17 protein-coding genes are annotated in these 19,983 nt (G+C 67.4%); 11 read left to right on the forward strand and 6 right to left on the reverse strand.

Annotation, left to right across the window (positions count from 1 at the left end; translation table 11 throughout):
* The first annotated feature begins 207 nt into the window (after positions 1-207).
* A complete protein-coding gene (locus tag AOZ06_RS39740; protein WP_054294076.1) occupies positions 208-2,040 on the forward strand; it encodes a CocE/NonD family hydrolase in 1,833 nt (610 codons plus the stop codon).
* Between the two features lie 366 nt (positions 2,041-2,406).
* Here AOZ06_RS39740 and AOZ06_RS39745 read toward each other — a convergent pair whose 3' ends face one another.
* The gene (locus tag AOZ06_RS39745) at positions 2,407-3,489 is read right to left on the reverse strand and encodes an ATP-binding protein (RefSeq protein WP_169798827.1); all 1,083 of its coding nucleotides are present in this window, start codon (positions 3,487-3,489) and stop codon (positions 2,407-2,409) included.
* 77 nt (positions 3,490-3,566) lie between these two features.
* Positions 3,567-4,220 carry a response regulator transcription factor gene (locus tag AOZ06_RS39750; protein ID WP_054294078.1) on the reverse strand — a complete coding sequence of 218 codons (654 nt, stop codon included), beginning with the start codon at positions 4,218-4,220 and terminating at the stop codon, positions 3,567-3,569.
* A 147-nt stretch (positions 4,221-4,367) separates the two neighbouring features.
* Here AOZ06_RS39750 and AOZ06_RS39755 point away from each other — a divergent pair, with 147 nt between their 5' ends.
* Genes AOZ06_RS39755 through AOZ06_RS39770 form a run of 4 tightly spaced genes read left to right on the forward strand, consistent with a single transcriptional unit; the run spans position 4,368 to position 7,870 of the window.
* Complete coding sequence (locus tag AOZ06_RS39755) at positions 4,368-4,877, forward strand: hypothetical protein (RefSeq protein ID WP_054294079.1); 510 nt, start codon at positions 4,368-4,370, stop codon at positions 4,875-4,877.
* 25 nt (positions 4,878-4,902) lie between these two features.
* Positions 4,903-5,982: a peptidoglycan-binding protein gene (locus tag AOZ06_RS39760; protein ID WP_054294080.1), complete on the forward strand. Its 1,080-nt coding sequence runs from the start codon at positions 4,903-4,905 to the stop codon at positions 5,980-5,982.
* A complete protein-coding gene (locus AOZ06_RS39765; RefSeq protein ID WP_417999913.1) occupies positions 5,979-6,665 on the forward strand; it encodes an ABC transporter ATP-binding protein in 687 nt (228 codons plus the stop codon). The genes AOZ06_RS39760 and AOZ06_RS39765 overlap by 4 nt, the downstream gene beginning before the upstream one ends.
* Entirely contained in the window at positions 6,662-7,870 is a 1,209-nt protein-coding gene (locus AOZ06_RS39770) for an ABC transporter permease (RefSeq protein WP_054294081.1), read from the forward strand. Before AOZ06_RS39765 ends, AOZ06_RS39770 begins: the two co-directional genes overlap by 4 nt.
* A gap of 632 nt (positions 7,871-8,502) precedes the next feature.
* Here AOZ06_RS39770 and AOZ06_RS39780 read toward each other — a convergent pair.
* The gene (locus AOZ06_RS39780) at positions 8,503-9,396 is read right to left on the reverse strand and encodes an alpha/beta fold hydrolase (RefSeq protein ID WP_054294083.1); all 894 of its coding nucleotides are present in this window, start codon (positions 9,394-9,396) and stop codon (positions 8,503-8,505) included.
* 967 nt (positions 9,397-10,363) lie between these two features.
* Here AOZ06_RS39780 and AOZ06_RS39785 point away from each other — a divergent pair.
* Positions 10,364-10,561 carry a 2-hydroxymuconate tautomerase gene (locus AOZ06_RS39785; protein ID WP_054294084.1) on the forward strand — a complete coding sequence of 66 codons (198 nt, stop codon included), beginning with the start codon at positions 10,364-10,366 and terminating at the stop codon, positions 10,559-10,561.
* A gap of 97 nt (positions 10,562-10,658) precedes the next feature.
* On the opposite strand, the gene AOZ06_RS39790 is transcribed toward AOZ06_RS39785, so the two are convergent.
* Together AOZ06_RS39790 and AOZ06_RS39795 are read right to left on the reverse strand one after the other, a co-directional pair.
* Positions 10,659-11,537, reverse strand: a complete 879-nt coding sequence (locus AOZ06_RS39790) for a maleylpyruvate isomerase family mycothiol-dependent enzyme (protein WP_054294085.1) — start codon at positions 11,535-11,537, stop codon at positions 10,659-10,661.
* A 244-nt stretch (positions 11,538-11,781) separates the two neighbouring features.
* Positions 11,782-12,834 (reverse strand): GlxA family transcriptional regulator, encoded by a 1,053-nt coding sequence (locus tag AOZ06_RS39795; protein ID WP_218921857.1) that lies wholly within the window; start codon positions 12,832-12,834, stop codon positions 11,782-11,784.
* Between the two features lie 20 nt (positions 12,835-12,854).
* Between AOZ06_RS39795 and AOZ06_RS39800 the strand changes: the two genes are divergently transcribed.
* Both AOZ06_RS39800 and AOZ06_RS39805 read left to right on the forward strand, forming a co-directional pair.
* Positions 12,855-13,673, forward strand: coding sequence for a dienelactone hydrolase family protein (locus AOZ06_RS39800; RefSeq protein WP_054294086.1), 819 nt, complete (start codon positions 12,855-12,857; stop codon positions 13,671-13,673).
* Between the two features lie 60 nt (positions 13,674-13,733).
* Positions 13,734-14,864, forward strand: a complete 1,131-nt coding sequence (locus AOZ06_RS39805; RefSeq protein ID WP_054294087.1) for a glycosyltransferase — start codon at positions 13,734-13,736, stop codon at positions 14,862-14,864.
* 141 nt (positions 14,865-15,005) lie between these two features.
* Here the strand turns inward: AOZ06_RS39805 and AOZ06_RS61805 are convergent, their stop codons facing one another.
* Positions 15,006-15,971, reverse strand: a complete 966-nt coding sequence (locus AOZ06_RS61805) for a nitroreductase/quinone reductase family protein (RefSeq protein WP_054294088.1) — start codon at positions 15,969-15,971, stop codon at positions 15,006-15,008.
* Between the two features lie 260 nt (positions 15,972-16,231).
* Between AOZ06_RS61805 and AOZ06_RS58140 the strand changes: the two genes are divergently transcribed.
* The 3 genes from AOZ06_RS58140 (at position 16,232) to katG (ending at position 19,686) form a co-directional block, all read left to right on the forward strand.
* On the forward strand, positions 16,232-16,753 hold the full coding sequence (locus tag AOZ06_RS58140) for a hypothetical protein (RefSeq protein WP_054294089.1): 522 nt from the start codon (positions 16,232-16,234) through the stop codon (positions 16,751-16,753).
* A 204-nt stretch (positions 16,754-16,957) separates the two neighbouring features.
* Positions 16,958-17,386: a Fur family transcriptional regulator gene (locus AOZ06_RS39820; protein WP_054294090.1), complete on the forward strand. Its 429-nt coding sequence runs from the start codon at positions 16,958-16,960 to the stop codon at positions 17,384-17,386.
* 23 nt (positions 17,387-17,409) lie between these two features.
* On the forward strand, positions 17,410-19,686 hold the full coding sequence (gene katG / locus AOZ06_RS39825; protein ID WP_054294091.1) for a catalase/peroxidase HPI: 2,277 nt from the start codon (positions 17,410-17,412) through the stop codon (positions 19,684-19,686).
* Positions 19,687-19,983: the final 297 nt, after the last annotated feature.

Consider the following 19,983-nt stretch of genomic DNA (forward strand, 5'->3'; position numbering starts at 1 on the left):
GGCGCACTGTTCAGCCGGTTTCAGTGGTGGATGAATGCTTCGCGAAGGCCTGGTCGAGCGAGTAGCGTTCGATCGCGAACGACTTTTATCATGCTAGTAACTGGGGTGAGAAGCTTGTACAAGAGAGGCCTTGCCGTATTCACGGCTTTGGCTGTGTCAGTCACTGTGTGGACAGGTGTCACGGCGGGATCCGCGGCAGCTGCTCCGGTGGTTCAGGTTCGTGACGGGGTCAGCCAGCCCACCTTCTCGTACGCGGACGCCATCCGGGAAACTGTGTACGTCGAGGCGCCGGTCGACGGGGATCGGGACGGGCGCAACGACCGGGTCGTCGCCGACGTCATCCGCCCCGCGCAAACAGCTCAGGGGATGAAGGTTCCGGTCATCTTCCAGGCCAGCCCGTATTTCGGCCCGGACCTCACAGCGGGGGCGCGGTCCGACGACCCGAGGAAACGTTACCAGGCGGCATCGCTGGACGGTGAGTACAAGGACTTCGATGACGACGGGATTCCGACCCGGTTCCCGGAGTACTACGACAACTACTTCGTGCCACGGGGTTACGCGGTGGTGCAAGTGGACAGTCCCGGCACCCGATATTCCGAGGGGTGTACCACCGTGGACGGGAAGCCCGAGGTGCAGGCGGTGAAAGCCGTCCTGGACTGGCTGGACGACCGCGGCAAGGCGACGAACAAAGCGGGCCAGCCGGTCAGTGCCGACTGGGACAACGGCCGGGTCGGCTGGGTGGGTCGGTCGCACCGCGGCATCTTCGGCAACCTCGTGTCCACTATGGATGTGCCGAACCTCAAGACCGTGGTGCCGGTCGCGGCGTTCGGCAGCTGGTATCCGTACATGCGAAACCAGGGGCTGCCGCGCTTCCAGGACTACGCCCGGTGGAGCGCGGTCTCGGACGGGAACACGTCCAGGCTGGGTGCGACGCGGTGCGCGGGTGTCCACAACGAACTCGCGACCGCCAGTGACGACACCTACGGCACGTACAACGCGTTCTGGCAGGAGCGCGACTACTTGCCTGCGGCCGGCAAGGTCAAGGCCAGTGTCTACATGGTGCACGGCCTCAACGACTGGAACGTCACCACCGACCTGGCCCTCGACTGGTGGAAAGCGCTGGAGGCGGCGAACGTCCCGCGCAAGTTGATGCTCACGCAACAGGCGCACGTCGATCCGATCGACGCGCACCGCGAGCGGTGGCTGCCCCAGATCCACCGGTGGATGGACTACTGGCTGCTTGGCGTGCGCAACGGAATCATGGACGAACCTCAGGTCCAGCTGGAACGGTCGGCCAACCAGTGGGAGGCCCATGCCGCGTGGCCGGCCACGAACTCCGCCCCGCGCACCCTCTGGTTCGGGCCCACCCTGTCGGAGAACAGGAACACCGGCAGCGGCGTTTCCCAGTTCGCCGAGAAGTACTCACAGCTTCAACGTGACATGGTGAACCCGGACACCTCGTCCTTCAACCGAGTGCTGTACACCGGCCAACCGCTGACGGCGGCGACGCGAGTCAGCGGGGTAGCGGAGGTCACCCTCCGAGCCAAGGCAAGCGTGTCCGGCACGCCACTGACGGCCCTGCTGGTCGACTACGGCACCGACGCGCGCACAGTCACCGACGAGGACGACTACCTGTCCGGCTTGGTGGCAGCGTCCGGTAAGGACTGCATCGGCCAAGGCAGCCCGACGGACACCGGGTGCTACAGCAGGCACGCGCAGGACGTGCAGACCCGGCCGTACGAAATCGTCACCAAGGTCCAGATCGACACCGAGAACCGCCGAACCCTGGAGTTCGACGAGCCGATCCAGCCGGAGAAGTTCTACACGTACAAACTCAGGCTCAAGCCCGAGGACTACGTGTTCAAGCCTGGTCATCGGATCGGCGTGGTGATCGCCGGAACCAACTGCACCGGCACCGAGGTGCCCGGTACCAACTGGTGCGCGAACGAGCCCGGACCCGGTCAGGAACCATGGGGCCGGACCCTGGTCGAGATCGACAACACCAACAGTTCCATCACACTGCCGATCGTCGCGTCCTGACCGGCCCAGTCCGGCCGGGTCCGGCTCCGGACCCGGCCGGACTGCTCCACGGCGTCACCAACGCACGATGAGACGGCCCCCGGTGGGACCGTGGTTCTGGTCCTCCGGGGACCACCGCAAACAACCTTGCACATGATCGTTCCGGTGAAACCGAAAGCCCTTTGAACTGGTTGTTCAAGGCAGGCGTTCGTCGTCCCCGCACAGGCGGGGGCTGTTCCGAAGGAACTGGCGGCGTCTGATTGGCCAGAGTGGCCACCCGCAAACTGCCACGACGTGGCGGCATGGTGCTGGGCACCGATGTCGATCTGCTCGAGCAGATCGACGATCACCGTGCGGGTAACACCGACGATGACGCCGCTCACGACGCTATAGGTGGGGGAATCGAGCTGTGACCTCAAGGCCTCCGCTTGGACGGCTGGCGGCGGTGACGGTTCCGTCGTGGGCTTCCGCGATGGAGCGCACGATCGCCAAACCGAGGCCTGCGCCGTTGGCCGAGGCGAGTCTTTTGTTCGCGCCTCGGTGAAACGGTTCGAACAAGCTGTCCACAGTGTCCGGCAACACCAATGGGCCGCTGTTGGCCACCGTGACGGTCCCGTCGGCGGCGAGTGTGACGGTGAACCAACCGTTGGGGACGTTGTACAGCATGGCGTTACGGACCAGGTTGTCCAATAGTTGCGTCAGCAGCACCTCATCACCCAGAACGGTTACAGGCACGGTAGTCAATTGGCCTTGCAGGCCGCCTGGGCCACCTGGCGGTGCGTTGACCAACGCGCTGTGGACGACCCGATCGGCCACGGCCGCGAGGTCGACCGGATGACGTTCGGGCAGCCCGTTGTCGCTGCGGGCAAGCAGCAACAAACCCTCCAGGAGCAAGTCGAGGCGACGGTTGGCGGCGAGCAACTCCTCCCGCACACCAACGATCTGCTGCGGTGTGGCGTTGCTCAGGCGAACCTGCATGATCGCGCGCTCGATCGCCAACGGCGTCCGCAGTTCGTGCGAGGCGTCGGCGACGAAACGCCGTTGGCTGGTGAAGGCGCGATCCAGCCGGTCGAGCATGCCGTTGAAAGTGTCGGCGAGGTCGCGCAGTTCGTCGGCTGGACCGTCGATGACGATCCGGTCGTGGATGTTGCGCGCAGACATACTGCGAGCCTGCGCGGTGATGGCGTGCAACGGTCGCAACACCCGGCCGGCCACCCACCAGCCGACCACGGACGCGAACAACACCATGACGCTGACAGCGATCGCGGACACGACGAAGAACTGCGCCTGCGCGTCAGCTTGGATGGCCTGCGCGAGACTCTTGATCTGCGTGGGTGTCAACGCCGCACTGCCTTGCAGAGCCTCCTTGGGGAGCACCGTGACACTCGTCTTGCGTTCGCCGCTGACCGCGTCGCGGATGATCACTTCGGCGCTCCCTGCCATGTTCGGCCCGAACAGCAGCAGAACCACGGCCAGCAAAACCAGGCACGAAGTCAGGCACAGGCCGCCGTAGAGAAGGGTCAGCCGCCACCGGACACTGGCGCGCCTCAGATGCGGTACCCGACGCCGGGGACGGTCACGATCAGCGGCGGATCGCCCAGTTTCGTCCGCAGCCTGCTGACCGTGACCCGCACCGCGTTGGTGAACGGGTCGGCGTTCTCGTCCCATACGCTCTCCAGCAGGCTTTCCGCGCTGACTACGCTGCCCCTCGCGCCGAGCAGCATTTCCAGGACCGCGAACTCCTTTTTGGACAAGAGTAGATGACGGCCACGCCGGACCGCCTGGTGCCTGGGCACGTCCAGTTCGAGATCCCCGTGGCGCAGTACGGGAGAGATCACGTCGGCCGAGCGCCTGGCCAGCGCACGGACCCTGGCGACCAACTCGTCGAAATCGAACGGCTTGACCAGGTAATCGTCCGCTCCGAGGGACAGCCCGCCGATGAGGTCGTGCTTCGTCGCCGCCGCGGTGAGCATCAACACCCGGCTGGCCCACGGTCCCGCGACGATGCGGCGGCAGACCTCGTCGCCGTGGACACCTGGCAGGTCTCGGTCCAGTACCACCACCGCGTACCGGTTGACCTCCAACCGCTCCAGTGCCTCGTCACCCGACAGTGCGACATCCACAGCCAGCGCATGCTTGCGCAGCCCCTCGGCGACCAGTTCGGCCAACGCGGGTTCGTCCTCGGCGACCAGCACCCGCACGTTCAGACCTCCTGCACTGTTAGCGGTCGATTGTGGCGAAAGCAGTGTTTCAGCAGCATAACGGCGAAGTGAAACAGGCGCGAAAACACCGGTTCGGTACATCTTTGACGCACCGCGGTAGTCGCGGGTCCCCTGTTGGAGGCAACTGTGTCCACCTTGATTCCGCTGTTTGTCCGCTTCGCCGGACCAGTGCTGCTCGGCGTCGTGTCGCTGGCGGCGTGCTCGCCGGACGCCGGCGACTCGCCGGCGACCACGACGACGCCCGTCGCCGCCGACGGCCCGATCCGTTTCACTCAGTGTGTCCGTGACCAGGGCTTCGAGCTACCCGACCCCTCACCCGGAGCGCAGACCGTGGAACTGCCCGCCAAAGCCAAGACCGACCCGGCGATGGCCGCTGCAATTGACGAATGCCGCCACCTCCTCGGCCAAGGCAGCGGCAAGAACCCCGACGACCCGCAGCAGCAGGACCAAGCCGTGGCATTGGCTCGGTGCCTGCGTGATCGCGGGGTGCCGGTGCAAGACCCCGCGCCCGGCCAGCCGCTGCGGCTCAACATCGACTCCAAAGACCCCAACGCCATGAAAGCGGTAGAAGACTGTCGGCGGGAAACCCAGTCGACCAGTTCGCGACCCGCCAGTGGGCAGTCCAATGGCAGGTAGTCCTCGACGCCGCTGGTGGCGGCTGGTGGCTGCGGGCGTCATCGTCGTCGGCGTCGCGCTGGTAGTGGTGCTGCGACCGGGTCGGCCCACCGCCGTCACCGGTGCCCAGGAAATCCCACCCACCGCCGAGGTGATGCGCACCGACCTCACACAGACCACCCGGGTGAACGGCATCCTCGGCTACGACAGCAGCTTCTCGGTACCCGCGGCTCCTGGCGGCGGTGTCGCGACGTGGTTGCCGGCGCCGGGGGCCGTGATCCGGTTCGGTGAGCGCGTGTACGCCGTGGACAACCGGCCGGTTCCGCTGTTGCACGGCGACACGCCGCTGTGGCGAGAACTGGCTGTCGGCATCGACGACGGCCCGGATGTGCGCCTGCTGCGGACCAATCTGCGAGCGTTCGGGTTCGGCCCGACTCTGAACACCGACAGCGACCACTTCTCGACCGCTGTCGGCGACGCCGTGGCCCGCTGGCAACGAGCGATCGGCGTACCCGATACAGGGAAAGTCAAGCCGGGCGAGGTCGTCGTCGCGTCCACCAGCCTCCGGATCGTCGAGATTCGGGCCACACTCGGCGGACCGCTGCCTCCTGTGGTGGTCACCGCGTCGAGCACCACCCGCGTCGTCGCCGTCGACATGCCCGTCGCCCAGCAGAGCCTCGCGGTCGTGGGCGGCGCGGTACGAGTTCTGTTGCCTGCCGGGACGGCGACATCGGGCAAGGTCACCTCAGTCGGCACAGTCGCCACCGCGGTGCCGCGCGATCCTCCCGGTTCGAACAACGACAGTGCCAACGACGGCGCAGTCAACGCGACCCTGCCGGTCCGTATCAGCCTGGACAGACCTGACGAAGCGGGAACCCTCGATGGCGCCCCTGTCTCGGTGGAGTTCGTGAGTGCCACCCACCGGGGCGTACTCGCGGTGCCCCTGGTGGCATTGCTGGCGATGCCCAACGGTGACTACGCCGTCGACGTCATCGAAACCGGCGCGGACAGGACTTGGACGGCGCGCCGTGTCGTCGTCCGGCTTGGCTTCTTCGCCGCCGGCCAGGTCGAGGTATCCGCGGCCGAACTGGGCGAGGGGATGAAAGTACAGGTGCCGGCCCGGTGAGCGAGACGATGACAGCGACCCAGGTAAGCAAGGTCTACAGCGGTGGCGTCGCGGCACTCACCGATGTCTCACTGACGGTCCGGGAGCGTGAACTGGTGGCGATCGTCGGGCCGTCCGGCTCGGGCAAGAGCACTTTGCTGCACTTGCTCGGCACCTTGGACACGCCGACCAGCGGCACAGTGCGGCTCCTCGGCCACGACGTGTCCACGCTGCGCGACAGCACACTCTCGGCAATCCGGGCGCACTGGATCGGCTTCGTGTTCCAGCAGTTCTTCCTCAGCGGCACGCTGTCCGCAGTGGACAACGTGGCGACCGGGCTGACGTACCTCGGTGTGCCGCACGGTCGGCGACGCAGGCGAGCAGCCGAAGTGCTCGACCGTGTCGGGTTGGGCCACCGGCTCGACCACCGGCCCGCCCAGCTGTCCGGTGGCGAACGGCAACGGGTTGCCATCGCCCGCGCGCTGGTTACCAATCCCGCTGTCGTCCTGGCCGACGAACCGACCGGCAACCTCGACTCCGCGGCCGGCGCGATCGTGCTCAACCTGCTGCACCAGCTCAACCACGACGGCACAACCATCGTGGTGATCACCCACGACACGGACGTCGCCCGACAACTGCCGCGGCAAGTCCGGATCCTGGACGGAACCGTGGTCGAGGACTCCTCGTCAGCAGGTGCGCGATGAGCGCGCCGACCCGGGCGCTGCCGCCGTCCTCGGCATTGCGCGTACCAGACTTGGCGCGGGAAAGCATGTCCGGTGTTCGTGGACGACCGGGACGGGCGGTGCTGTCGCTGCTGGGCATCGCGGTCGGCGTGACGGCGATGGTCGCCGTGCTGGGCATCAGCGCGGCCAGCCAGGCCGGTCTGGTCGCCCAGATCAGCAGCCTCGGTACCAACATGCTGACCGTGTCGCCCGGCCGCGACCTCTACGGCCAGCAGACAGAGCTACCAGCCGAGTCGGTGGCGATGGTGGGCCAGGTGGACGGCGTGGAGTCGGTCAGCGCGGTCGGCGCCGTCCGTGGTCACTCCGTGCGGCGGACGGGCAAGATCGACGTAGCCGACACCAACGGCATCGCCGTGCTCGCGGCTCGACTGGACCTGCTCAGCACGCTGGGCGGATCGGTCGCCACGGGCTCGTTCCTCACCTCGGCGACCGAGCGGTATCCCGCCGTGGTGCTCGGCTCGGTGGCAGCGGCCAGGCTGGGTGTCCGTGTCATCGGCGACCAGGTCTACCTGGGTGACCAGTGGTTCACCGTGACCGGGCTGCTGGCTCCGCTGCCGCTCGCGCCGGAGATCGACCGGGCGGCACTGGTGGGGTGGCCGATTGCCCAGACCCAGTTGGGTTTCAGCGGTCACCCGACGACCATCTACGAGCGCTCTGCCGATGCCGCTGTCCCCGACGTACGGGCCGTGCTCGCCGCCACGGTGAATCCCGAGAACCCGCAGAACGTGTCAGTCAGCAGACCATCGGACGCGCTGACCGCGCAGTTGGCCGCCCGCTCCGCCTTCGACCAGCTGTTCCTCGGGTTGGGGGCGGTGGCGCTGCTGGTCGGCGGAATCGGTGTCGCCAACACGATGATCATCTCGGTGCTGGAGCGGCGCGGGGAAATCGGCATGCGCCGCTCGCTCGGCGCCACCCGTGGCCACATCCTCGCCCAGTTCCTCGCGGAGTCTGCGGTGCTGTCAACCATCGGCGGCGGGCTCGGTGCCCTGCTGGGCATCGCCGCATGCGTGGGTAACTCCCTGGCACGAGACCTGCCGGTCGTCCTGCCATGGGCAGCTGTCGGTCTCGGGCTCGCAGCCGCGATCACCACCGGCATAGTCGCGGGCCTCTATCCGGCGAGCCGCGCCGCCCGGCTGAGTCCCACCCAGGCGCTGACGGCGATCTAGCTCGTCTCGGAACGTCGCTGGTCTTATTCGGCGGTTCCAGGTTTCCGCTGGGCGTGCCGCAGGATGGGGCTTGTACCGGGTTGTACCAGTGCCTTTCTGCGGTGCGGCCAGCGTCAACGTTTCGACACGGGCCGCCAGCTGCGTTGAGCACGTCGCGGCGTCTCTGTGGCCGATGTCCTCGCCGCGTTCACGCCGAACGGATACGTTGATCGAGCTCGTCCAGATCATCACGCAGCCGACGCAGTTCACGGGCGTGCTGGCTCAGCCGCTGCGAGTGCCGCTCGACGCGCCTCTGGAGTTCCGCGAAGTCGCCCGTCGGGGCGAAGTCGTTGTCGTCTGCGGGTGCTGCAGCGGTGCAACTGTTCATCGGACAACAACCTCCGGCCCACCCTGCGTACTCAAGGCGTGCCTGGCCTGTACCCGGTATCACCGTTACCTAAACCGGGCGCGCCACACCGGCGGTGGCGGGCGGTGCGTGGCTGGAGCACCTCTCCGGTGACTCACGCTCCGGCCGCAGGTGTACACGGCGACGAGCGGGGTAGGGCGACGTGCGCTGTGGCCGGCGCTCAGAACGTGGCGGCGTGGAAGGCTCCGATGGGGACCGGGGTTGTCGTGCCGCGGGGTGGAGAGGGTCACCCGATCGTGTTGCCCGAGACGGCGTCGGGCTCGGCCGTTCGGTGTGCGTTGGCGACGATGTCGTCGACCAGTTTCGGCCACAGGACTTCGGGCAGGTCGTGGCCCATGTCGGCGTGCGGGGTGTACTCGGAGCCGGGGATGGCCTTGTGGGTGGCCTGTCCGCCGGTGATGTTGATGAGGCTGTCCTCGGCGCCGTGGATGACGAGGGTGGGCATGGTCAGCCTGCCCAGGTCGGCGGTGCGGTTGCGGGCGTGGAGGATGGCGGCGAACTGGTTCTTGGTGCCCTGGGGATAAAAGCTGCGGTCGTAGGAGGCCTCGGCGAGGTGGCGGCGCCGTGCCTCTTCGGCGTCGGCGTGGGTCTTGGAGCCGATGACGCGGAAGATGTCGGTGATGTGCTCGATGGCCTCGTCGCGGTCGTCGGGTGTCGGCGCCAGCAGTTTCTCCCGGGCTTCCTCGGACGGTTGCCCGACGAGGGGGTTGCCGGTGGTGCTCATGATCGAGCACAGGGTGCGGACGCGTCCGGGGTGGTGGATGGCCACCAGTTGGGCGATCATGCCGCCCATCGACGCGCCCACGACGTGTGCCTGCTCGATGCCGAGGTGGTCCAGCAGGCCGACGGTGTCCTCGGCCATGTCGGCCAGGTGATAGAGCGGTGGGCGGTCGTCGGTGTCGGACTTGATCCTGCTCGACAGGCCGCAGTCGCGGTTGTCGAAGCGGATTACCCGGAAGCCGTGCTCACCCAGCGCGGCGACGATCTCGTCGGGCCACAAGATCAGTTGCGAGTTCAGGCCCATGATCAGCAGCAGCGGCTCACCGTCGCTTTTCCCCTCGTCGCGGTACCAGAGCTGGATTCCGTTGGCGGACGCGTACGCGCCGGGTTCATCGGGCATGGTCGAACACCTTCCTCATTGTCCGTGGCAGGCACTGTCGCGGCACGCGTGTCACGCTGTCCGCTTCCGAAGCGCCCGCGTCGCTGTGGCCGCTTCCGCTGGGCGGTCGTCGCACAGCAGGCCGATCGGCCTCGGCTCAACCCTGCTACAGCCGGGCCGCCCACGTCAGTACCCGATGGAGTTGCCGTAGCGCTTCACGCTGCCACTCTGGGTCCACCCGTACCGCCGATCCGGTCCACCCGTGCCGCCGAACCGGTACGTCGAAATGGCGAGCCGCAGACACGCTGCCGCCGCAACCTTCTGGGGCCGTTGCCCGTCGTGGCACAGGCGTTGCGCATTCGCTGGTTCACCCTGGGCAGTTCGAGGCATGGCCGCCACAGCGATGTGGCTTGATGACGCTGATTGGCTTCGTGTCAGGGTAGTCGGCCACTGATTAGTGGACGGATAGATGACAGTCGTTGGCCAACCGGTTGTGCGCCAGCGGCTTGTGTAGTTCACGGCGGCCTGGCATGGGGTGTCGCGATGGCCCTTCACGGGGGCCATTCGTCCAACTGCGGAGTGGATGTAGTCGCCTAGGGCAGTACCGGTGCCAGGACCTGGCGTGCCGGCGTGCCACGCGCTGACGCTTTTGGACGGCAGCACTTTCCGCTGCCAGGCACGAAGACCTCATTTCGCAATGTTGAACACCATGACCATCCGACGCGGCCTGGCCGGGAAGACCCACCCAAGCACACCGACAGGCTGAGCCTGTCTCCCCCACGGGTTCATCACAGCCGTCCGCGAAAGCGGCACGGACGCGCGACACTTCTCGTCACTGCCAGGCTGGTGAACCGTCGTCTCTACTGTCCACTGTGGTGCGTGTGGTTCGGGAGCGGTGGGGTTGGCCGCCCGCCTCATCGGGCCCGGCGCTCGCCGGAAGCACGGTCCAACTTTGATATGCTGACGGCAAAGGAAAGCAGGAGATGGCGTGCCACTGATCAAGGTTTCGATGTTCCCCGGCCGTACCGATGAACAAAAACAAGCGCTCATCAAGGAGCTGACTGAAGCGTTTCTGCGGACCTGTGGCGGGAAGCGCGAGGGCGTCTGGGTCATGATCGAGGAAGTGCAACAACAGCACTGGGGTGTTGGCGGGCACACCTCCGGTGCCCCGCTGGCGGGCGAATAACCGACCGATCGGCTCCACGGACGTGTGTGCATGGCGTGGTCCTCAGAGGTCCATGTCCAGACCCGTGTCCGTGCCCAGCGTTCCGCCATGGCGGAATTCAGTGGATGATCGAGACCATGGTGAGCACCGTGTCGGCCAGACTTTGATCACCATCGACGGTCGCGCGTGACTTTGCCTGCCTGGGTGTGATTCCGCGGGTGCATAGGCGCCACGCGGTATCGGCGTCCAAGCGGATGGCAGCGGCTGGTCGCGGGTGCGGGCCGGGGCGCAGCGCCCATCGCCCGTTAGTGCGTGCGCAGGTCCATGTCCCCCCAGCGGCGCCAGAGATCGCCACCTCGACGGCCGTTTCCTCTGGGGCATGGGTGTCGCGCAGGGTGTGTGGCAGGGCGCGCATGAAGGTATCGAGTACGGCCGCGAGGAACTCGGTCCGGCTGGGACCTGGCCGTTGGGTGGCTTCGCTGATCTGCTGGTGGTGGGTCCAGTATTCGGTGAAGTCGCGGGCGGCGTCGAGCCAGTTCGGCGCCGGGTCTGGTCCTGCCCAGCTCACGGTCCAGCCAGGGGCGTCCAGGTCGACCGTGGTCCAGAGATCGATCACCTGCTGGCCGGTGGTGGACAACAGGTCGATCAGCAGGGGTGGGCTGACACGGCGTGCCGCGGTGACCCATTCGTCGTTGATGCGATGGATGAACGCCGGGAAGGCCTCGCCGTCGTGGGGTTGCAGCGCGAAGAAGCCGTCTCGGTGCATGGACAGGCGGCCGACGTGGTCTGCCAGCACGTGCGTGGCGACATCGTGCACGGTCCAGCCGGGGCAGACGGTTGGGCGGCGCCACTCCTCGACTGTCAGCTGCCGGAGCAGGCCGACGAAAGCGCTGAGCTGTGTCGCGAACAGTGGCCGGACGTCGATGCGGGGACCGAGCCAGCTTGTGTCGACAAAGGACCCTCCGGTGTCTGGGGTGGAGGTGGTTGCATCATCCATGGCGGCCAGGATGCCGACCGCGGTGTCCGTGAGTCGACCGAATATCGAGCTGGCCGATCGCAGCGGGTTGTCGGTGGAGCGGCGTGGTCGAGCACGGCACTGCCCCCGTTTCGTGCCGATGCCCTGCCACTGAGCAGGGCACCCGTGCCCAGCTCATCGCCGCGTTGCTCGACACCGCGGCGGCCTGATCGCCGAGAAGCTCTGACCACGGCCGGAGTCGGCGCGATGACGGACTTGCCCCTGCCTACCTCGCGGTACGCGTGAACTGACGGCGGTAGGCGCCCGGGGTCATGCCTGTCTGCCGGGCGAACAGACGCCGAAACGAGCTCGGATCCACGTAACCGATGCGTTCCATGATCTCCGGCACCCGCCAGTCGGTCGATTCCAGCAGGCGCGTCGCGGCGTTCACCCTCGCCTCCCGCAGGAACTCCAACGGCGTTCGCCCTGTCTCCAGCGCGAACCGCCGCAACATCGTCCTGGGGCTGACCTCGAAGGCCCGTGACATGGCCGGCAGGTCGTAGGGCTGCTCGAGCCGGTCCACGAGCCACCGCTGGACCGAGCGAGCGAACCGGGGACCTGTCGAGGCGATCACCTCGCGGTCGACGTAGGCGGCCTGGCTGTCCCTGTTGTCGGGAACGAGCCCGATCCGGGATGTCGAGCGAGCGACCTGGTCCCCCGCATACCGCGTCACGAGGTGCATCGCGAGGTCATGCACAGTGCTGAAGGCCGCGGTCGTGGTGACATTTCCATCGGCCACCATCATCGCGTCGGCGTCCACCGTCGCGCGCGGGTGACGCGCGGCCAGTTCGCGAGCGAACAACCACGAGGTGGTCACGGTACGCCCGTCGAGCAAACCCGCCTCACCCAACAGAAACGCGCCGACACACACCGACGCGACAGGCACACCGCGGGCAGCGACCAAGGACAGGAACGAGGTCTCCTGACGCCAACGGGCGAGACTGCCTGTGAGGCCCTCGGCCGAAGCCAATTCGAAACCCGGGACGACGAGCGTGTCGAGACCAGGATGCCATTGGCGCGCCCCCACGGAGATGCCGCCGGCAACCCGCACCAAGGCACCGCGCCGCGCGACGACCGACACCTCGAACACGTCCCCCGCTGCCACATCGGACCGCCGCGCGACGTGGTTGGCGATGCGGAGCAGATCGGTGATTCCAAAGATCTCCGCACCGAAACAACCTTCGTAGGCCATGACCCCGATCCGGATCGGACGCTCGGCACGCATATGGCGAGAATAGCCTCCCGAATGGCGATCCTGCCCCTGGCGGAACCCGGCCACCGCAGGCCACTGTCTGGCTCATGGACGACGACTCACTCGAGGATTTCGAGGCACGCGACGTCACCCTCGACGCGATCACCAAGGTCGTACACGTCTCCGGGACAGGGCCTGCCGTACTGGTCCTGCCCGAGATGCCAGGCATCAGCCCGCAGGTCGCGCGCTTCGCCCGGTGGACCCGGGATGCCGGCTTCACCGTCTACATGCCATCGTTGTTCGGTCGCGACGGAGCCGTGCCCACCGTCGACGAGGGGATGGCGGTCTTCCGGAAGGCGTGTGTGAGCGCGGAGTTCCGTGCCTTCGCGGCGAACGAGTCGAGCCCGGTGACCCTGTGGCTGCGTGCGCTCGCCCGGCGCGCGCACGACGAATGCGGTGGGCCGGGCGTTGGCGTGATCGGCATGTGCTTCACCGGCAACTTCGCACTCTCGATGATGATGGAGCACGCGGTGCTCGCCCCAGTGCTGTCGCAGCCGTCGTTGCCGTTGGACGATCCGGCCGGTGTGCACGTCGCACCCGCCGAACTGCGGGCGATCCGCGCACGCCTCGAGCAGGAGGACCTGACCGTGATGGCTTACCGCTTCGAGGGTGACCGGTTCTGTCGAGCTCAGCGGTTCGCGGCCTTCGCCGACGCCCTCGGCGAGCGGTTCGTCTCACGGGTACTGCCTTCCGAGGCCGCCAACCCCGACACTCCCCCGTTCTTCGCCGCGGTGGTCGCAAGCCCGCACAGCGTCGTGACCGCACACCTGATCGACGAGGCAGGCCAGCCCACGATCAAAGCCCGCGACGAGATCCTGTCCTTCTTCGACCGCCGACTGGCCACCGGCCGCCACGACCTGAGCTGACCGCTCGGGCCGGCACCGTCGCCGTTGTACGTTCCGAGGTAGCGCACCAGAAGGGGCACCATGCGGATCTTTTTCTCCTGCCGGCCGGCAGCCGGACACGTCCATCCACTGATCCCGCTGGCACTCGCGGCGCGAAATGCCGGGCACGAGGTGGTCTTCGGCACCGGCACCGATTTCCTCCCACCCCTGCGAGCGCTCGGCTTCGCCGCGCACAAGGTGGGCATCGCCATCCCCGACGCCGAAGCCGAAGCCCGGCGGCTGCACGGCGACCACGACGTCCTCGAACTCATGCTGACCATGTTCGGCGATCTGCTGCCGCGGCACACGATAGGCGACCTCACCCCGCTGATCGGCACCATGCGCCCGGACCTCATCGTCTACGAACAGAGCGACGTCGGAGCGGCGGCCGTCGGATCACGGGCAGGCGTCCCGATCATCTCCCACGTCATCGGCCGATCCATGCCCGCATCGGCCCGGCAGCACAGCGCCACCCGTTTGGGATGGCTCTGGGGAGACCACACCCCAGCCGACCCCATGCTCGGCGACGCCTGCCTCGACATCTGGCCCACCGGCCTGCCCGACCCAGCCACCGCCGATGTCCCGACCCGAATCCCGGTCCGGCCGGTGCCATGGAACGAACCCGGCGAACTCCCAGCGACCGCCACAGCGACGCGCTCCCGCCCACTGGTCTACCTCACACTCGGCACGGTCGCGTTCGGCGCCGTCAAGGTCATGCGGGCCGCCATCGACGGCCTCGCCGCACTGCCCGTCGACGTGATCGTCGCCGTCGGGCCGGGGGACCCCACGCTCCTCGGCCCCCTCCCACCGGGCGTGCACGTCGAGCGCTTCGTCCCCCAGGCCGAACTGCTTGCCCACGTTGACCTCGTCGTACACCACGGCGGCACCGGAACCATGCTCGGCGCACTGGCCTCGGCGCTCCCGCAGTTGATCCTCCCGCAGGGAGCCGACCAGTTCGTCAACGCCGAATCGCTGACCGGACAGGGCACCGGACGACACCTCCTGCCCCCGGACGTCACCGCCGCGGCGATCACCGAGCACGTGTCACACCTGTTGAGTGACACCACGCACCGGGACGCCGCACGCGCACTGGCCGCCGACATCGCCGCCATGCCCTCACCGCACGACGTCATCCCAGCTCTCGTCGACTTCGCCACGGCACACGTTGGATGAGAAGCGACGAGGTGATCGGACCCGATGACGAGACTCGCGATGCTGTCGACCACCGAGGTCCGTCGATACGACTCACCGCGCCGGCATCCTGACCCTGGAACGGGTCGAACGTGCATGTCCTCCCGTCTGGCGAAGCGACTGTCAGCCCCCAGCCGCCTCACCGGCAGGTGCGTCCCCGCTGACCGGTTCGAGCACGAGGACCGGGATCTGACGATCGGTCCCGCGCTGGTACTCGGCATAGTCCGGGTAGGCGGCCACGGCCTGCTGCCACCAGTGCGCCTTCTCGTCACCGAGCACCTCGCGTGCCTGGTACTCCCGGCTTACCGTGCCGTCCTGGAGCTCGATCAATGGATCGACGAGCAGACTGGCGTACCACTGCGGGTTCGTCGGCGCGCCCCCCTTGGACGCGACCACGGCATAGCGGCCCTCGTACTCGACACGCATCAACGGAATCTTGCGCACCTTTCCCGTCTTGGCGCCCCGATAGGTCATCAGAACCATCGGGAAGCCGTTCATCGTCACGCCGTCGGTCGTGCCGGTTCGCACGATCTGCTCGACGTGCTCGCGGACCCAGTCCAACTTGCTGGGCTCGTACCCGTCCGTCGATTCCACGCTGTCCTCCGTATGTCCATGTCGTCTCGATCCCGTTGCCGGGGTGTGGTGACGAGGTGAGTGGCGTCTGGTGCCGACGTTGCCGATGAGAGTCCGCAGAACGTCAGGCAGCCCGGCGACGGTCGGGGCAGGCAGGCCCCGCACCGTTTCCGCTGCCAACACGCACCACAGCGCCTTGACCTGCTCAACCAGTGCCGCACCGCTGCCGGTGAGCTCCACGATGGTGGCGCGCTTGTCCGACGGATCCGGCCTGCGGCGGATGTGCCCGGCGCCCTCGAGTTTGCGGGACATGAGTGTGACGCTGGGTGGCTCACATCCCAGCGCGTCGCTGAGCCGCGCCTGGGTCATCGGCCCTGCCTTGGCAAGCTCGAGCAGTAGCGCCTCCTGGCCGGGATGCAGGCCCAGTGGAGCCAGCAGCGCGGCGGCCCTGGCCCGGTGCCGCAGGCTCAGCAGCCGGATGGCCTGGTTCACGGCGTCAGCTTGTTCGAAGTCCACGGGCTCCCCAAAGTCGTTATTCACATAACATTATGCACATAATGAAGCCGCCCGGCCAGGGGTCCGGCCGCATCGGGAAACGAGAAGGCTGACGGGCACCCCCGCAGAGCGTCTGCGTCCTGTTCGGCGAAGACCACAGCCGACCCGCCTTCGCACTGGACCGATCAGCGCATTGGACCGATCAGCGCATTGGACGGTTGACGCCGTGGAGGCCCGGGTACACCCAGGTGGCACATCGGCACCGACCGGCAGGGGCAGACATGTCGCGTACGACTCTTCCGTCGCACGGCGATGAGTTCGAGATCAGCTGTGCGGCACCCGATGCCGAGATAGACCTTCGCGCGAAGCCGTTGAAGGTGACCTTCACAGGGAGTTGCACAGCGCGAGCCGAAGCGGGATCTGGGGACACAACGGCCAGCGCGACGCTGAAACTGCTCTCCGTCACGTTGACGGCAGAACTCCCGGACGCGGGTGGCGCGGAGGATGGCGGCGCCATCGACATGCGGTTGGACGACGCCGAGGGGCACATTCTGCTGACCGAGGATTCGTCGGGACTCGACTTGTCCTTGACCTTTCGGCTCGCCGCGGTTGTCCGTCAACCTGGGGGCACGATGGAGCTCCGGGCGGACAAGCCGATGGAGCTGCGGACGCGGCTCCGGCGGTTTCCACCACGTGGCGACCAGTGCCAGCTGCGAGCACCGGTGAGTCTCGTCGTGCCGGACGCACCCGATGTCACCGTCCTGCAGGTGCGGAACCTGCCTCTTGTGCTGGGAACAGCGTAGGAAGTTCCGGCTGGCTTGACGCGTTGTGACAACCGGGCAAAGTCCTTGGTGGACACGTTCCGGACAGGCCGAGAGCGGGTAGACCACCGGTGCGTGCCGGGATCTCGAGATGCGGCGGCGCGTTCTATGGCTCAGTGTGTGTTTGGGACCACGGTGATGCGCTCGTTTTGACTGATTCCAGATAAGCGTCCTATCATCGGATGTATGGAGTCCGACTTCGAGACCCAGTTGCGAGCAGCCTCGTTGCGCGTGACGCGACCACGACTGGCTGTGCTGGCCGCGCTGCGCGACCACTCGCATGTCGACACCGAGACGGTGATCGACCTGGTACGGGTTGATCATCCGATGATTTCCCACCAAGCGGTGTACGACGTCCTGCGGGCGCTCAACGATGCGGGTCTGGTGCGCCGCATCCAACCTCTGGGCACCATCGCCCGCTACGAATCGCGGGTCGGTGACAACCACCACCATGCCGTCTGCCGGTCCTGTGGCGCGATCGCGGATGTCGACTGCGTGGTCGGCCACCCTCCCTGTCTCACCGCCTCGGCCGATCACGGCTTCGTGATCGACGAGGCGGAGGTCGTCTTTTGGGGCACCTGTCCCGGCTGCTCGGCCGAACGCACCACTCAGTGATCCGCCAGCTCGGAAGGAAACACATGAACGCCCCCAAGGACAACGCCCCATCCAGCGCGCAGGGCGTCGACCAGAAGGCGGCGGCCGGGTGCCCGGTCGCGCACGACTCGGTGACCGCGCACGGCAGCGAGAGCGAGAACCCCGCGATCGACTCGCCGACACCGAAGACGGGCGGTCGTCCGCGCACGGTCCGCGACTGGTGGCCCAACCAGCTTGATCTGTCGGTGTTGCACGCCCACTCCACGAAGGTCAACCCGCTGCCTGCGGGGTTCAGCTACGCAGAGGAGTTCGCCAAGCTCGACGTCGACGCCCTCAAGCGCGACATCACCGACGTGCTCACGACCTCGCAGGACTGGTGGCCGGCCGACTTCGGTCACTACGGCGGTCTGATGATCCGGATGAGCTGGCACGCCGCGGGCACCTACCGGATCCACGACGGACGCGGTGGCGCGGGCGACGGCGGTCAGCGGTTCGCCCCGCTCAACAGCTGGCCCGACAACGCCAACCTCGACAAGGCCCGGCGGCTGCTCTGGCCGGTCAAGCAGAAGTACGGCCAGAAGATCTCGTGGGCCGACCTGCTCGTGCTCGCAGGCAACGTCGCACTGGAGTCGATGGGCTTCGAGACCTTCGGCTTCGGGTTCGGCCGTGCGGACGTGTGGGAGCCGGAGGAGATCTTCTGGGGCCCGGAGGACGCCTGGCTGGGTGACGAGCGCTACGTCAGCGAGTCGCAGATGGCGCCCGAGGTCGGCGCGACCGAGATGGGGCTCATCTACGTCAACCCGGAAGGACCCCGCGGCAACGCGGACCCGGCCGCGGCGGCCCACTTCATCCGGGAGACCTTCGGCCGGATGGCGATGAACGACGAGGAGACCGTCGCCCTCATCGCCGGTGGCCACACCTTCGGCAAGACCCACGGCGCGGGCGTCGCCGACAGCCACGTCGGCCCGGAACCCGAAGGCGCACCGCTGGAAGCACAGGGTCTCGGCTGGCTGAGCACCCACGGCAGCGGCAAGGGCGGCGACACGATCACCAGCGGTCTTGAGGTGACGTGGACCGACGTGCCGACGCAGTGGAGCAACCGCTTCTTCGAGATCCTGTTCGGCTACGAGTGGGAACTGACCACCAGCCCCGGCGGCGCCAAGCAGTACATCGCCAAGGACGCCGAGCCGATCGTCCCGGACGCGCACGACCCGGCCAAGAAGCACAAGCCGACCATGCTCACCACCGACCTGGCGCTGCGCGTGGACCCGGCCTACGAGAAGATCTCCCGGCGCTTCCTGGACAACCCCGACCAGTTCGCGCTGGCGTTCGCCAAGGCCTGGTACAAGCTGCTGCACCGCGACATGGGCCCCGTGAGCCGGTTCCTGGGGCCGTGGGTCGCCGAACCCCAGCTGTGGCAGGACCCGGTGCCCGCGGTCGACCACGACCTCGTGGGTGACGCCGACATCGCCGCGCTCAAGGCGAAGGTCCTCGACTCCGGCCTCACGACCGCACAGCTGGTCACCACAGCCTGGGCCTCCGCGGCCAGCTTCCGGGCCACCGACAAGCGCGGCGGCGCCAACGGTGCCCGGATCCGCCTCGAACCCCAGCGCGGCTGGGAGGTCAACCAGCCCGAGCAGCTCACCGGCGTCCTCGAAGCGTTCGAAGGGATCCAACGGGAATTCAACGACGTGGGCGGTGCGAAGATCTCGCTGGCAGACCTGATCGTGCTGGCCGGTTCGGCGGCCGTCGAGAAGGCCGCGCGGGACGCCGGGGTCGAGGTGACCGTGCCGTTCCACCCGGGCCGCACCGACGCCACCCAGGAGCAGACGGACGTCGAGTCGTTCCAGGTACTCGAGCCACGCGCGGACGGGTTCCGCAACTACGTACGGTCCGGCGAGAAGCTCCAGCCGGAGGTGTTGCTGGTCGACCGCGCCTACATGCTCGACCTGACAGCACCCGAGATGACCGTCCTCGTCGGCGGTCTGCGCGGCCTCGGCGCCAACCACGGCGGCACCCAGCACGGTGTGCTCACCGACCGGCCCGGCCTGCTCACCAACGACTTCTTCGCCAACCTGCTGTCGCCGGGGACCCGGTGGAAGGCATCGGAGTCCGAAGAGGGCGTCTTCGAGATCCGGGACGCGGCCACCGACGAGGTGAAGTGGACCGCGACCGCGGTCGACCTCATCTTCGGCTCCAACTCCCAGTTGCGTGCCCTCGCGGAGGTCTACGCCAGCGAGGACGCCCGTGAGCGGTTCGTAGCGGACTTCGTCACGGCTTGGACCAAGGTCATGGATCTCGACCGGTACGACCTCGCCTGACACCGCCACGCCACTGAGCTCGGCCGGTCCCAGCGTCCGGCCGGGCTCGCCCTCGGCTTGTACGCACCGCCCTAGGTCTAAAACTGACGCGTGGGAGATCGCGTCGACCGCCACAGGGCGGTGGGTGGTGCAAGCGGGTCGTTCTGTCGGGTGAAGGCCTTGTGTGACAGCTGTTTCAGCTGGTACAGCTGGTGAAAATCCGCTCTGCCAGCTGTTTCCGCCGCTCACGAGAGGTGGAGCATACGATGACCGACACTTCCGCGAACGTTCCACCGTGGTCGCTCGTGCTCATCGATC

Source organism: Kibdelosporangium phytohabitans (genome assembly GCF_001302585.1).
GTDB lineage: Bacteria > Actinomycetota > Actinomycetes > Mycobacteriales > Pseudonocardiaceae > Kibdelosporangium > Kibdelosporangium phytohabitans.

Bases quoted from the DNA above. Each gene is read 5' to 3' on its own strand.
- AOZ06_RS39770 (WP_054294081.1), top strand. From the start codon at position 6,662: ATGAGCGCGCCGACCCGGGCGCTGCCGCCGTCCTCGGCATTGCGCGTA.
- AOZ06_RS39780 (WP_054294083.1), bottom strand. From the start codon at position 9,396: ATGCCCGATGAACCCGGCGCGTACGCGTCCGCCAACGGAATCCAGCTC.
- AOZ06_RS39790 (WP_054294085.1), bottom strand. From the start codon at position 11,537: ATGGATGATGCAACCACCTCCACCCCAGACACCGGAGGGTCCTTTGTC.
- AOZ06_RS39800 (WP_054294086.1), top strand. From the start codon at position 12,855: ATGGACGACGACTCACTCGAGGATTTCGAGGCACGCGACGTCACCCTC.
- AOZ06_RS39805 (WP_054294087.1), top strand. From the start codon at position 13,734: ATGCGGATCTTTTTCTCCTGCCGGCCGGCAGCCGGACACGTCCATCCA.
- AOZ06_RS58140 (WP_054294089.1), top strand. From the start codon at position 16,232: ATGTCGCGTACGACTCTTCCGTCGCACGGCGATGAGTTCGAGATCAGC.
- AOZ06_RS39820 (WP_054294090.1), top strand. From the start codon at position 16,958: ATGGAGTCCGACTTCGAGACCCAGTTGCGAGCAGCCTCGTTGCGCGTG.
- katG (WP_054294091.1), top strand. From the start codon at position 17,410: ATGAACGCCCCCAAGGACAACGCCCCATCCAGCGCGCAGGGCGTCGAC.